The following is a 14257-nucleotide window of genomic DNA, read 5'->3' as shown; positions in this document are numbered from 1 at the left end:
GTAGTTTGACATCTCTCGTACTACGATGCCTATCGTACGAGTCGACCACCGGTCCCGTGACGAAATGGAGTATGCCGTGAGCGCGCTCTTCGAGACCTACACCCTGCGCGACGTGACGATCCCCAACCGGGTGTGGATGCCGCCGATGTGCCAGTACTCCGCCGCACCGGAGGGCCCTGACATGGGCGCCCCCAATGACTGGCACTTCGCGCACTACGCGGCGCGGGCGGCCGGCGGCACGGGTCTGATCATCGTCGAGGCCACCGGCGTGAGCCCCGAGGGCCGGATCTCCCCGTACGACCTCGGGATCTGGAACGGCACCCAGGTCGAGGCGTTCCGCCGGATCACGCGCTTCCTTGTGTCGCAGGGCACGGTGCCGGCGATCCAGCTGGCGCACGCCGGCCGCAAGGCGTCGACCGACCAGCCCTGGAAGGGCGGCGCGCCGGTCGGCCCGGAGGCACACGGGTGGCAGTCGCTGGCGCCGAGCGCGGTCGCGTTCGACGAGCGGCACCCGGTGCCGACCGAGCTGACGGTCGCTCGGATCCAGGAGATCGTCGGCCAGTTCGCCGACGCGGCCCGGCGTGCCCTGGCCGCCGGCTTCGAGATCACCGAGATCCACGGCGCCCACGGCTACTTGATCAACGAGTTCCTCTCCCCGCACTCCAACCGGCGCACCGACGAGTACGGCGGCTCGTACGAGAACCGCACCCGTTTCGCGCTCGAGGTCGTCGACGCCGTACGGGCGGTGTGGCCGGACGACAAGCCGCTGTTCTTCCGTATCTCGGCGACCGACTGGCTGGAGGACGAGGGCTGGACCGCCGACGACACGGTCCGCTTCGCCGCCGACCTGCACGCCCACGGCATCGACCTCCTCGACGTCTCCACCGGCGGCAACGCCTCCGGCGTACGCGTCCCCGTCGGCCCCGGCTACCAGGTGCCGTTCGCCACGCGTGTGAAGGCCGAGACGCCGATGCCGGTCGCCGCGGTGGGTCTGATCACCGACGCCGAACAGGCCGAGAAGATCATCGCCAACGGTGAGGCGGACGCGGTGCTGCTCGGCCGTGAGCTGCTGCGCAACCCGTCCTTCGCCCGTCTCGCGGCGCGCGAACTCGGCGCCGACGTCCATGTGCCGGATCAGTACCACCGCTCCGTCTGATCACCGCATCCGGTCGGGCAGGTAAGGCAGGAGGATCCGCTCCAGGTACGGCAGGGCACGCTGCCCGGACACCGCGAGCGCGATCGCCGCGCCGACGCCGGCCCAGGCGAGAGGGCCGAGCGGTGTGCAGCCGAAGAGGTGGCTGAGGCCGGGCGTCTCGACCAGGACGAAGAGGGCGGCCGCGGAGCCGACGGCGGTGACGCGCACCAGCGGGCTGCCCCGGCGGTCGGCCAGGGTCTGGGCGAGCTGGGTGCCGACCACCGCGCACAGGGCCATCGTGGTCGAGCGGCGGGTCGTGCCCGGGGTGAAGCGGCCGAACAGCCAGGCCGCGGTGGCGCCCAGGGTGGTGGTCAGGGCACGGTGGCGGATCTTGCGGATCAGCGGGGCGCCGAGGAGCGAGGTGCCGAGGGGCTCGGTGCCTTCCGCGAAGGACGCCGCCTCCGGCGATTCGGTGTCCGGCTCCCCCGTGTCCTCGGCCTCCTTCGGTGTCACGGCCACCGCCATCGCCGGGAACAGGTCCGTGAACAGGTTCACGAGCAGCATCTGGCGGGTCGACAGGGGCGCCGCACCCGACAGGAGGGTGCCCAGGATGCCGAAGCCGACCTCGCCGGCGTTGCCGCCGATCAGGATGGCGATGGCGTCGGCGACGCTGTGCCACAGAGCCCGCCCTTCGGCGACCGACTCGATCAGGACGGTCAGGTCGCCGTCGGTCAGGACGAGGTCGGCCGCGTTGCGGGCGGCGGCCGAGCCACGGGCGCTGATGCCGACGCCGATGTCGGCGGCGCGGATGGCCGCGGCGTCGTTGGCGCCGTCGCCGACCATCCCGACCACCCGGCCCGCGTCCCGCAGCGCCTCGACGACCTGGAGCTTCTGCTCGGGCGCGACCCGGGCCACGACGCCCATGTCGCGCAGTATCCGGGCGCGTGCCTCGCGGTCCGCGGACGCCAGTTCGTCGCCCGTGACCACGCCGGTGTCCTTGGGCCAGCCGAGTTCGGCGGCGATCGCCTGGGCGGTCTGCGGGTGGTCGCCGGTCAGCATGACGGGCCGTACGCCTGCCCTGCGCAGGCCCTGGACGAGGGCCGTGGAGGTGTCGCGCGGTACGTCGGCGAGTGCGAGCAGGCCGGTGAACTCCAGCTCCTCCAGGGGCTGTTCGAGGACGTCCGACGCCTTGTCCGCCGGGTCCAGCGGGCGGTGGGCCACCGCCAGGACGCGCAGTCCGTCGCGGGCCAGCGTCTGTGCCGCTTCCGATGCCGCCGGGGGCAGGCCGGGGCAGGCGGGCAGCACCGTCTCGGGGGCGCCCTTGACCACGAGTACGGGGGCGTCGTCCCCGGCCCGGCCGACGGCTGCGGCGTAACCGCGCCCGGCCTCGAAGGGCAGGTCCTCGGTCTGGGTCCACTCCGGGTCGGGGGCGGCGGCGTCCAGGACGGCCTCGTCGGTGGCGTGCACGGGCCGGTCCGAGGCGCCGTTCGGCCGGGGGCAGGCGCGGGCCGCGACCCGCAGCGTGGCACCGCCCTCGTCCGGCGTGTGGACCGTGCCGTCGGCGTCGGTGACCCGCACCAGGCGCAGCCGGTTCTCGGTGAGGGTGCCGGTCTTGTCGAAGCAGATGGTGTCCATCCGGCCCAGCGCTTCCAGGGTGCGCGGGGCGCGGACGAGGACGCCGCGCCGGCTCAGCCTGCGGGCGGCCGCCAGCTGTGCCGCGGTCGCCACCAGCGGCAGCCCTTCGGGGACCGCGGCCACGGCCACCGCGACACCACCGCTCACGGCCCGGCGGATCGGCGTGCCGCGGAGCAGTGACAATCCGGTCACCGCGGCTCCGCCCGCCAGCGTCAACGGCAGTGCCTTGCCGGTGAGCTCCCGCAGCCTGGCCTGCACTCCGGCGGACGGTGGCCGGCGGGCGGCGAGGGCGACGGCCCGGGCGGCCTCGGTCCGCTTGCCGGTGTCCACGACGACGGCCCGGGCCTGTCCGGCCACCACGGTCGTGCCCTCGAACACCATGCAGCGGCGGTCCGGCACGGCGGCGTGTGGAGTCGGGTCGGTCCGTTTGCCGGCCGGCAGTGACTCCCCGGTCAGCGCGGACTCGTCCACTTCGAGGCCGTCCTCCGACAGGAGGCGGGCGTCAGCGGGGACCACGTCGTCCGTGCGGAGCTCGATCACGTCGCCCGGATGGAGCTTGGCCGCGTCCACGAGGTGCGGTCGGGCCGGCGGTTCCTCGTCGGTCACGCGGGCCTTCTGCTTCTGCTCGGCCAGCAGCCCGGACAGCGCCCGCTCGGCGCGCAGCCGCTGTACGCCGCCGATCAGCGCGTTCAGGTCGAGTGCGCCGACGACCAGGAGGGCGTCCACGACGGAGCCGAGGATCGCCTCGGCGGCCGAGCCGACCGCCAGCACCGGGGTGAGCGGGTCGTCGAGCTCGCCGCGTACGGCCCGGGCGAGCTGCCACGGCCCACGCAGCGGTGCCAGCACGGGCTGCCGGCCCAGGGTGCGGGCCATCTCCCGTACCCGGCCGGTGGCCTCCTCGGCCAGGGTCGGCTCCGGGGCCCGCTCGTGCGCCAGCCGGTCGCGGACCTCGGTGGGCTCCAGTTCGTGCCAGGCGACGCGTGGCCTGGGGTGCGGGGCGCGGGCCGCCGCCACGCCGAGGGCCGCCCGGGTCCCGGTGAGCAGGGCCCAGGCCGCGCTCGCGTCGACCGGTGTGTGCCGCAGACCGGGCCATGGTGTGCGGCGCCCGGACTTGCCGACGGCCACGAGGAGCCCGGACAGCGTGGCACCGGACCGGGCCAGGGTCTGCGACCGGTGGCCGACCCCGCGGGCGGCCGGGACCGCCTTGAGCAGCCGCCATACGTCGGCCAGTCCGTGCAGGGCGAGCACGTCGGCACCCCATACGGCGGCCCCGTCCCGGTCGGTGAGGGCGACGGCCACGTCGCCTGCGAGCAGGCCGGTCAGGGTGTCCTCGTCGTCCGCCGCCGGGCGGGCGACCGTGACGACGACGGTGTCCTCGGTGCGCAGAGCTCGTACGACGTCGCTCAGGGACCGCTCGTCGCGCACCACCTGGTCGGCGAGCCCGGTGAAGTCGGCGAGGGCCGGGTCGTCCACCATCACGACGCGCAGCCCCGCACGCCGTGCCGCGTCCAGCACGGCCTCGGCCCACGGATCCGCGCCCGCGCCTGGTGTGCGCAGCGCGCTCGGATGCAGGACGACCGTGTCGGCCATCTCCAGCTGCCGCAGCCGTTCCGTGTCGCGGACGAGGACACCCGAGCGGGACAGGGCCGCGCTCAGTACGGCGTGGAAGGCGGCCGGCCCGTAGCGCGCGGCCTTGGGAGAGCCGGCCAGCACGGCCTCGGCCGCCTCGGTGCCGTCGTGCTTGACCAGCAGGGTGACCACCGCGCCCACCAGGCTGCCGGTCTCGGCGTGCCCGGCGTATTCCTGGGCCGGGGAGGTGCGCAACGGCGGGCGCGGGCAGTGGTCCGCGGGCACACTGCCGTGCTCCGGCACACAGATCTCGTCGTGGACCGCGTCGAACGCGGCCGCGCGAGCCACGGTCTCCGCCAGCTGGAGGCCGCGCAGTGTCCCGTCGAGCACCAGGGAGGTCGGGCTCCGGCCGACACCGTGCGCGGCCGCGTTGGCGACGGCCAGCGCCATGTCCATGCGGGAGCGGCCGATCCGGGCCCGCAGCCAGCCGCGGAACCACGGATTCTCCCGCAGCAGTGTGACCAGCGCGGTCACGGCCCGCGGCGAGGGCGGCAGGCGCAGGGCGTATCCGGCGAACGCGGTCGCGATGCCGGCCGCGTCGGCGGCGAGCGCCGTAGCGGCGGCCCGCGCCCCGGCGGGATCGGCCGGGTGCGCGGGCTCCTCCACCGCCTCGTCCGGCTGGGCCAGACCGTGCCGGGCGGCGAGTTCGGCCGCCTTGGCCACGACCCGGTCGGTGACGGATTCCTCGCTCGCGGCCACCACCAGCCGCCCCAGCCCGCCGTCCCAGTACGCGAGGGCCACATCGGGCCGCTCCGCCAGCGCCGCGGCGACCCGGCGCGCCGCGCGCTCCGTCCCGCCCTCCCGCCGGACCCGGTCCGGCGCCTCGGGCCGCAGGGCGAGGTGTGCCCGGGTACCGGACCGCCAGGGGTGCGGGTGGACGGGCAGCGTGTTGCGGGCGACCCGCACGACACGCAGCGCGGTGTCCGCGCTGCGTACGCCGGCCCGTGCCGTCCCGGCCACCGCTCCGGCGGCGACGCCGACGGCGGGCGCGGCGCCTCTGGCGAGCAGCCGCGGCCCGGCCGCGGCCAGCCCGGCCGCGGCGGCCGCCGGACGAGTGAGCAGTCCCAGAACCATCGCTCGCCCTCAGCCGGCCGTGCTGCCGCGCCGCGCCGTCGATCCGCCGCGGCCGGTGGATGTCGAGCGGCCGGAGGCCGTCTTCTTCTTGCTGGTGGACTTCTTGCTGGTGGACTTCTTGGTCCGGGGCGCGGACGTCTTGGCGCGCGTCCCGGACGACGTGCCCCCGCTCGCGCCGGACGTGCTCTTCTTCTCCCCCGGCCTGGGCTGGGTCAGCCATGCCACGGCCGCGCCCGTGAGGGCGACGGGCCACTCGACGACACCCGCGACGCCGAGCACTCCGGCCCCGGTGTACACAGCGATCCGCCGCCCGCGCGGTGACACGACTCCGACCTTGTCCAGGGTTCCTTCGGCCGCCTTGCCCACCATCTCCGCGCCGGGCACCCTCCGCAGCGCCGAGGCCGCGGTGCGCAGCGGCTCGGGGAGGGTCGTCGACGACGGCTGCTGCGTTTCCATGACTCGCTCCACCTCGTGTGACATCGCCTTCTGTGCGGACCGGGTTCCCGCAATACGAGGTGTCATCCGCCCCGGGGGTGACCGGTGGCGGGACCGGCCGCGTCGGCCGGGAAGACCGCGGTGGCCGGAGGCGCGTGCCCCCGGCCCACACGACGATCCGGGGGGGTCAACCGGTCGTGCACGCCGTCCCGTTGAGTGTGAAGGCGCCCGGCGCCGCACTGTTCCCGGTGTGGTTCGCCTGGTAGCCGACGCTGACGCTCGCCCCCGGGGCGAGCGTGCCGTTGTACGAGGCGCTGGTCGCCGTCACCGCGCCGGAGGCCGGCGTGTACGTGGCTCCCCAGCCGTTCGTGATCGTCTGGCCGGCGGGCAGGGTGAAGCCGAGCTGCCAGCCGTTGATCGCTGTCGTGCCCGTGTTGGTGATCGTCACGGAGGCGGTCAGGCCCGTGTTCCAGGCGTTGGTGGTGGCGGTCACCTTGCAGGCGCCGGGCTGCGGCTGGGGTGCGGGGCCGCCGCTGTCCAGGCCGAAGAAGGTGAGGGCCCGGGCCGCCATGCCGTAGCTGTACAGGTTGTGGCCGACGCCCTGGAGGCTGATGGCCTCGACCGGCGCCCGGTCACCGATGCCGCCGTAGCGGGTGCGGGTCCAGCCGGACTGGGGCGAGTCCGTGGCGGCCGGGGTCTGGGCGACGCCCTGGACATTCGTCCACTGCTTGATCATCTCGCCGAAGTTGGGGTAGCGCAGGACGTCGTCCTCGGTGCCGTGCCACAGCTGCATGCGCGGCCGGGGTCCGGTGTAGCCGGGGTAGGCGCCCCGCACCAGGTCGCCCCACTCCTGCGGGGTGCGGGTCACGGTGCCGTTCGCGCAGGCGCTGTTCCACTCGGAGCCGTCGGTGGTGGCGAAGCAGCCGAAGGGGACGCCCGAGAAGGCGGCGCCCGCGGCGAAGACGTCGGGGTAGTCGCCGAGCAGGACGTTGGTCATCATCGCGCCGGAGGAGATGCCGGTGGCGAAGACCCGGCTGGTGTCGGCGTCGTAGGTGCGCGTGACCCAGTCGACCATGGACTTGATGCCGACCGGGTCGCTGCCGCCGTCGCGCTTCAGCGCCTGCGGCGAGGCCACGTCGAAGCACTTGCTGCTGCGGGTGACGGACGGGTACACCACGACGAATCCGTACTGGTCGGCGAGGGTGTCGTACTCGGTGCCGTTGTACATGTCGGGGCCGGAGCCGGTGCACCAGTGCACGGCGACCACGACCGCCGGGTTCGCGGTGACGCTGTCCGGCACGTACAGGTACATCCGCAGGTTGCTGGGGTTGGTGCCGAAGTCCGTGACCTCGGTCAGCGTCGCGGTGGGGACCACGTCGGTGGCCTCGGTGCGGGCGGCGGCCGCGGGGGCGGTGAGTAACGCGGCCGCGAGGAGCGACACCAGGGCCACCAGCAGCGTACGCAGTGGTCTCCTCGGGGTGTTGCGGGCAGTGGTCGGCACGTCCTTGTCCCTTCGTGGGGTCGGCTCGGAACCGTCCGGGAAGGGCATCGTGACATGGACACGCCTGCCATGGAAGCGCTCCCACACAAGCGGGAGAGAGCCCTTGCCTCCCACCAGGACTGGCCGAATGCGCTCTGTGCAAAGCGTTGACTAGAAAGCGCTTGCCCCCTACGTTCCGTTCAGCAGTGTGACCGAGCCACACCGCAAGAGCCGCAAAAGAGCCATTCCGCCCGCGAAGGCGTTCCAATTAGCGCACATGATTCATGTACATGATCGGCAAGTTCTCCGGAAAGGACGCACCCGCATGCGTACTCGCCCCCCACGTGCACACCCGACGAGAACCGCACTGGCGGCCGCCGCCTCGGCCGCTCTCGCGACGGTGGCCGTCCTCGCTCTCCCCCAGTCGGCCGGGGCGGCCGAAACCTCGCCGGTCGGGTTCGGCGCCGGCACGACCGGCGGGGGCAGCGCCTCGGCGGTCACCGTCTCGACGCTGGCCGCCTTCAAGACGGCGGTGACCGGCAACACGGCCAAGGTCGTCAGGGTCAACGGCCTGATCTCACTGAGTGGTCAGGTCGACGTGGGCTCCAACACCACGGTGCTGGGCGCCGGTTCGTCGTCCGGGTTCACCGGGGGCGGGCTGCGGCTGAAGAGGGTCACGAACGTCGTCATCCGCAACCTGAACATCAGCAAGCCGGTCGCACCGGCCGACGGCGTCACCGTCGAGGCGTCGACGAAGGTGTGGATCGACCACAACTCCTTCTCGGCCGACCGCAGCCACGACAAGGACTACTACGACGGCCTGCTGGACATCAATCACGGCGCCGACAACGTCACGGTGTCCTGGAACACCTTCAAGGACCACTTCAAGGGCTCGCTCGTGGGTCACAGCGACAACAACGCGAGCGAGGACACCGGGCACCTGAAGGTGACGTACCACCACAACCAGTTCAGCAACGTCTACTCGCGCATCCCCAGCCTGCGCTTCGGCACCGGGCACTTCTACAACAACCACGTGACCGGCGCGGAGACCGCCTGCCACTCGCGCATGGGCGCCCAGATGCTCGTGGAGAACAACGTCTTCCGGGACACGAAGGTCGCCGTCACCACGAACCGCAGCAGTGACGTCGACGGGTACGCCAACCTGCGCGGCAACGATCTCGGCGGGGCCGCGACCGAGATCTCCCGGGTCGGCTCGTTCACCGCGCCGCCCTACAGCTACACCGCGGAGTCCGCCTCGACGGTCGTCGCCTCGGTGACGTCCGGCGCGGGCGCCGGAAAGCTCTGACCACCCCCCCCAACTGGAAGAAGGCATCGGGACATGACTTCCCCAGCAATCCCGCGCGCCCGCCGGCGCGCACTGACCGGCACCCTGGCCGCATTCGCCCTCTCATCTGTCATGATCACGACAATCGCGCCGCCGGCGAGCGCCGCCACCTGGCCGACGCCCAACGGCAGCCAGGGGACCTCCTCCACCATCTCCGTGTCCGGCACCAAGGACTACGGCATGAAGAAGTTCTACGGCACCGGGGACCTGGCCGGTGACGGCCAGGAGGAGGGCCAGGACCCGATCTTCAAGCTCGCGGCCGGCGCGACGCTGAAGAACGTCATCATCGGCGCGCCCGGCGCCGACGGCATCCACTGCGAGGGCAACTGCACCCTGCAGAACGTGTGGTGGGAGGACGTCGGCGAGGACGCCGCGACCTTCCGTGGCGGCTCCACGTACAACGTGATCGGCGGTGGCGCCAAGAAGGCCGCGGACAAGGTCTTCCAGCACAACGGGCCCGGCACGGTGAACATCTCCAACTTCGCCGTCAGCGAGTTCAAGACGCTGTACCGCTCGTGCGGCGACTGCTCCACGCAGTACACGCGCAAGGTGAACCTCAGCAACATCGAGGTGACCGGCACCGGATCCACCGCGCGGCTCGTCGGCATCAACGTCAACCGCAACGACGTGGCGACCCTGCGCGGCATCACGATCCTGAACGACTCCGGCCGCAAGGTCATCCCCTGCCAGAAGTACAACAACAACACCGCGGTCGGTACGGGCCCCGACAGCACCAACTGCCTGTACTCCAGCTCGGACATCACCTACAGGTAGTCCCTCGGGCCAACCCCCCCCCCCCACGGTGAGGGCGGCCGTACGAAGCGCACCCGCACGGCGCTTCGCACGGCCGCCGCATCGTTCCCGGTCATTCCCGGCCGCCACGCGCGCGTACCAAAGCGGTGACCTCCCGCTGGTAGTCCGCGTACGCGGCGCGCAGTTCCGCCCCCGGCCAGTCGGCGGGGAGCAGTCCGGGAGGCAGGACCGGGTCGGTGAGCAGGTGGCGTACGGCGGCCGCGAAGGCCGTGAAGCGGTCGGCGGGACGATCGGCCCCGGCAGCATGCGCGAGCAGGGCGCGGGCCGTGGCGGACCAGGCGTCCAACGGCCACAGGCGCGCCGCCAGTTCGCGCGCCGGGCGTTCGGGACGGGTCGTGCAGCGCTCGGCCACCTCGTCGAGGGCGTCCGGCAGGGCGCGGCGCAGGTTGGCGGGGCGCAGCCAGACGCCCTCGCGGAGTTCGGCGAGCCGCAGGCCGGTCAGGCGGGCGCGCAGGTCGGCGCGTTCGGCGGGGCCACGCCCCGTGGCGGTGATCACGACCATCTCCCAGTCGCCGTCCCACGCGCGCGTGTCGGGGTGCACGGCGTCGTCCTGGCGGCGCTGGCGTTCCAGTAGGCGTTCGCTGAGCCGGTAGACGGCGTCCGTGCGGCGCAGATCACCGGCGGCCACCATCCGGCTGAGCGCGGCCCGCACCGTGGACCCGCCGACACCGAACGGCTCCACACCGCGCACCAGGTCCTTCACCGGCAGCTCGGGTGGATGGATGCCCAGCAGCAGACTCAGGACGACCGACCGCGCGGACAGCGGGCGCAGCTCGATCTCTCCGGGCCACCCGGTCATGTTCATCCGCATGGCCACGTACTGTACGTGGCGGATTTCGTGTTGCACGATTGCTGCGATCGCAGAGAAAATGCAACACTCGACGTATGACCCCGACACCCGAGCACGCCCACTGCGCCACGCACGACGTGACCAACCAGCCCCCTCCCCTCGCCCCCTACGACGCTTCCGCGGACTGCGCCCTCCTGGAAGGGCTGCGCCGCGAGGGCGCCGACTGGGCCGAGGAGGACATCCGGCGGCTCGGCCGCAGCGCCGGGAGCGAGGAGGCCCAGGAGTGGGCCGAGCAGGCCAACCGGCACGAACCCGAGCTGCGCACCCACGACCGGTACGGCCATCGCGTCGACGAGGTCGAGTTCCACCCGAGCTGGCACCGCCTGACGCGTGCCGCGGTCGCCGAGGGGCTGGCCGGCGCGCCCTGGGCGCAGGAGCGGCCCGGCGCCCATGTCGCCCGTACGGCGGGCGGGCTGGCGTGGGGCCACACCGAGGCCGGGCACGGCTGCCCCACGTCGATGACGTACGCCGCCGTCCCCGCGCTTCGTGCCGAGCCGGACCTGGCGAAGGTCTACGAGCCCCTGCTGACCAGCAGGGAGTACGACCCCGTCCTGCGCGCGCCGACCGAGAAGCGGGGTCTGCTGGCGGGCATGGGGATGACCGAGAAGCAGGGCGGCTCCGACGTCCGGACGAACACCACGGCGGCCACGCCCACGGCCGAGCCCGGCGTGTACACGCTGCGCGGGCACAAGTGGTTCACGTCGGCGCCGATGTGCGACGTGTTCCTGGTGCTGGCGCAGGCACCGGGTGGGTTGTCGTGCTTCTTCGTGCCGCGGATCCTGCCCGACGGCAGCCGCAACACCTTCCGCATCCAACGGCTCAAGGACAAGCTGGGCAACCGGTCCAACGCCTCCTCCGAGCCCGAGTTCGACGGGACCGTCGCCTGGCTGGTCGGCCCGGAGGGGCGGGGCGTGAAGACCATCATCGAGATGGTCAACTGCACGCGGCTGGACTGCGTGATGATGTCGGCGACGCTGATGCGCAAGACGCTCGTCGAGGCGGGGCACCATGTGCGGCACCGCAGCGCGTTCGGGGCACGGCTGATCGACCAGCCGCTGATGCGCAACGTCCTGGCCGACCTGGCGCTGGAGTCGGAGGCCGCGACGACGCTCACCTTGCGGCTGGCGGGCGCGGCGGACCGGGCGGTGCGCGGGGACGCCGGTGAGGCGGCGTTCCGCCGGATCGCCACGGCCGTCGGCAAGTACTGGGTCACCAAGCGGGGCCCGGCCTTCACCGCGGAGGCCCTGGAGTGCCTGGGCGGCAACGGCTACGTCGAGGAGTCGGGCATGCCCCGCCACTACCGTGAGGCTCCGCTGCTGTCGATCTGGGAAGGTTCGGGGAACGTCAACGCCCTGGACGTCCTGCGGGCGTTGAGCCGGGAGGCCGGCGCCGCGGACGCGCTGTTCGGCGAACTCGCCCTGGCGCAGGGGGCGGACGCCCGGCTGGACGCCGCCGTGACACGGCTGAAGGGGCTGCTGGCCACGGGGTCCGAGGCCGGTGCCCGGCGGCTGGTGGAACTGATGGCCCTGACACTGCAGGCGTCCCTCCTCGTCCGGCACGCCCCGGCCGCGGTCGCCGACGCCTTCTGTGCGACTCGGCTCGGCGGCGACTGGGGGCACGCGTTCGGCACGCTGCCCGACGCGGCCGACACCGGCACGATCCTGGGACGCGCGCTGCCCGCCGGAGGGTGAGCCTCCGGGCGGTGCGCGGTCAAGTGGCCGATCCTCACCGCCGTATCGACGGCTCGCGCACCGTCACCGCTCGATTCCGCTTCGTTGTCAGTGCCGTGGTGCACACTCACGATCAGGTTGCACTTCGCCTGGGGAGGACAACGTGTTCACGGGGATCGACGAGGTCGACTGGGCCTCGATGCGGCATGCGTACGGCAGTGCGGAGGACGTGCCCGGACTGCTGAGAGGACTGGCGTCCACCGACCCCGCCGAGCGGGAGGTCGCGCTCGACGGCATGTACGGTGCCGTGCACCACCAGGGAGACGTGTACGACTCGACGCTCGCCTGCGTTCCGTTTCTGTTCGCGCTCGCGGGCAGCGCCCAGGTGCGGGACCGGGGCTGCATCGTGGAGCTGCTGGTCAGCATCGGCGCAGAGGGCGAAGGTCGGGGAGAGACCACCGACGGCGCATGGGCGACGGCGCATGCCGCGGTGTGTGCGGGCGCCGAGGTCTTCGCCGAACTGGCCGGGGACGCGGACGCCGGGGTCCGGCAGGCGGCTCCGGGGGCGCTCGTACTGTTCCTGGGTGAACCGGTGCGGGTGCTGAGGCTGTTGCGGGAGCGGATCACGGTGGAGCGGGACGACCGGGTCATGCTCGCTCTCACCGAGGGACTCGGGCTCTTCGCCCGGCGGTATCCGGAGCACGCCGCCGACGCGGTCGGCCTCCTGGCGGTACAGAGCTCCCCGCCGTACGGTCCAGGGCTGCGGATCGCCGCGCTCGGGCAGCTCGCGGGCTGCGCCCCCGAGCGTCTTCCGGCCGATCTGGTGCCGACCGTGGTCCGACTGCAGCGGGAGCGGTCCGCGCGGCGGACGGCCCCGCCGTGCCGGTCCGGCCGTCCCGGCCCGGACACGCTCGTCGGCCGGCTGCGGCCCTCGGACGAGGAGGGCTCGCACCTCCTGCGCACCCTCCACACCGCGCTCGACGGCCGGGTGACCGACCGGATCGCCCTGCTGAACGGGCAGTTGACCAGCCCGGACCCGACCGACCGATGCAACGCGGTGTGGATGTCCGCGGGGCTGTTCCGCCAGTGGCGCGCCGACTACCGCGAGCCGGTCGCGCTGATCGGCGCCCAACTGGGCGGGGAGGAGAGCTGGTTGTGCGAGGCGGCCGTGTCCGTCCTGGAAGACCTCTTCGAACTGGCCGCACCCGCCGCCGACCATCTCAACGCGCTGGTGACCGCCAACCCCGCCGCCTGGGTACGCCAGTGCGGGCGGCACGGGTCAGCCATACTGGGCGCCCCGCTCAAGGCCTTGGCCAGGAGCGGGGATCCGCGGGCGGTGCCGGTGCTGGCCGAGATACTGGAGGGGCCGGTGGTGCCCGACGACATGGGGCAGGTGGTCGGGCATCTGGGCGGGGCCGCGGCCCCGCTCGCGCCCGCGGTACGGCGCGCGCTCGGCTCCGTGGTCCCCGGCTCCCCGGAGGCGTCCGCCCGCGCCGTGCCCCTGCTGTCGGCGCTCGCGGCCCTGCGGGACGAGGAGGCCGTACCGGAGGTGCTGCGGCTACTGAACGGCGTGCCACCGCAGGACGCGCTCGTAGGGCTCGCGGTCCGCGCGCTGGGCTCGATCGGGCCGCCCGCGCGGGCGGCGGAACCCGCTCTGCGCGGGCTGCTGGCCGGCGGCCACCCGTCGGCGGCCGCCGGGGCCCTGTGGTCGGTGGAGCGGGACGCGTCGGCCGTCCTGCCCGTCCTGATCCGGGAGTTGGCAGGTGAGGGCCCAGGTCGGCGCCGAGAGGCGGCGGAGCTCCTGGCGCGGCTGGGACCGTCGGCGCGTCCCGCGCTGCCCGCGCTGCGGCGCATGACGGTGACGGACCAGGTGGGAGAGCGGGTGTCGGCCGCGTGCGCCGTGTGGCGGATCGGCGGGGACACAGAACCGGTCATTCCCGTACTGCGCTCCGCGTGGACGGAGCACCCACACACCCGGGGCACGATCGCCGCCTGCCTGGTCGCCCTGGGTGCGGCAGGCGGCCCGTTGCGGGACCTGGTGGACGCCGAACTCGCCGCGCCGCGACGGCACACGGCCCGGTCCGGCGGGCACGGCAGCCATGACATCCCGGCGGACGAGGAACTGCTGCGGATGTGCCGTGCGGTGCCGGCGGTGCGCTAGGGGGTGTTTCGAAAGTCCTGTGCGGTGCCC

The 14257-nt window shown here is 73.3% G+C and carries 9 protein-coding genes; 5 read left to right on the top strand and 4 right to left on the bottom strand.

Annotated features, from left to right (window positions below; translation table 11 throughout):
* The first annotated feature begins 76 nt into the window (after positions 1 to 76).
* Complete coding sequence (locus AQJ91_RS19765) at positions 77 to 1156, top strand: NADH:flavin oxidoreductase/NADH oxidase (protein ID WP_067023124.1); 1080 nt, start codon at positions 77 to 79, stop codon at positions 1154 to 1156.
* Here AQJ91_RS19765 and AQJ91_RS19760 read toward each other — a convergent pair whose 3' ends face one another.
* The 3 genes from AQJ91_RS19760 to AQJ91_RS19750 all read right to left on the bottom strand — a co-directional run bounded on the left by AQJ91_RS19760 (position 1157) and on the right by AQJ91_RS19750 (position 7409).
* Complete coding sequence (locus AQJ91_RS19760) at positions 1157 to 5473, bottom strand: cation-translocating P-type ATPase (RefSeq protein ID WP_067023121.1); 4317 nt, start codon at positions 5471 to 5473, stop codon at positions 1157 to 1159.
* 9 nt (positions 5474 to 5482) lie between these two features.
* Positions 5483 to 5929, bottom strand: coding sequence for a hypothetical protein (locus AQJ91_RS55720; RefSeq protein ID WP_234382583.1), 447 nt, complete (start codon positions 5927 to 5929; stop codon positions 5483 to 5485).
* A gap of 166 nt (positions 5930 to 6095) precedes the next feature.
* A complete protein-coding gene (locus AQJ91_RS19750; protein WP_234382581.1) occupies positions 6096 to 7409 on the bottom strand; it encodes an extracellular catalytic domain type 1 short-chain-length polyhydroxyalkanoate depolymerase in 1314 nt (437 codons plus the stop codon).
* A gap of 304 nt (positions 7410 to 7713) precedes the next feature.
* On the opposite strand from AQJ91_RS19750, the gene AQJ91_RS19745 reads away from it, so the two are divergent.
* Both AQJ91_RS19745 and AQJ91_RS19740 read left to right on the top strand, forming a co-directional pair.
* On the top strand, positions 7714 to 8694 hold the full coding sequence (locus AQJ91_RS19745) for a pectate lyase family protein (RefSeq protein ID WP_067023119.1): 981 nt from the start codon (positions 7714 to 7716) through the stop codon (positions 8692 to 8694).
* A 33-nt stretch (positions 8695 to 8727) separates the two neighbouring features.
* Positions 8728 to 9507 (top strand): pectate lyase, encoded by a 780-nt coding sequence (locus AQJ91_RS19740; RefSeq protein ID WP_067023116.1) that lies wholly within the window; start codon positions 8728 to 8730, stop codon positions 9505 to 9507.
* A 91-nt stretch (positions 9508 to 9598) separates the two neighbouring features.
* Here the strand turns inward: AQJ91_RS19740 and AQJ91_RS19735 are convergent, their stop codons facing one another.
* Positions 9599 to 10357 (bottom strand): PaaX family transcriptional regulator C-terminal domain-containing protein, encoded by a 759-nt coding sequence (locus AQJ91_RS19735; RefSeq protein ID WP_067023112.1) that lies wholly within the window; start codon positions 10355 to 10357, stop codon positions 9599 to 9601.
* A 74-nt stretch (positions 10358 to 10431) separates the two neighbouring features.
* On the opposite strand from AQJ91_RS19735, the gene AQJ91_RS19730 reads away from it, so the two are divergent.
* On the top strand, positions 10432 to 12087 hold the full coding sequence (locus AQJ91_RS19730; protein WP_067023109.1) for an acyl-CoA dehydrogenase family protein: 1656 nt from the start codon (positions 10432 to 10434) through the stop codon (positions 12085 to 12087).
* A 142-nt stretch (positions 12088 to 12229) separates the two neighbouring features.
* A complete protein-coding gene (locus AQJ91_RS19725; RefSeq protein ID WP_067023106.1) occupies positions 12230 to 14227 on the top strand; it encodes a HEAT repeat domain-containing protein in 1998 nt (665 codons plus the stop codon).
* Positions 14228 to 14257 lie beyond the last annotated feature (30 nt).

Source organism: Streptomyces dysideae, assembly GCF_001514305.1.
Lineage (GTDB): Bacteria > Actinomycetota > Actinomycetes > Streptomycetales > Streptomycetaceae > Streptomyces > Streptomyces dysideae.
This window is presented reverse-complemented; position numbering and strand designations above follow the sequence as displayed.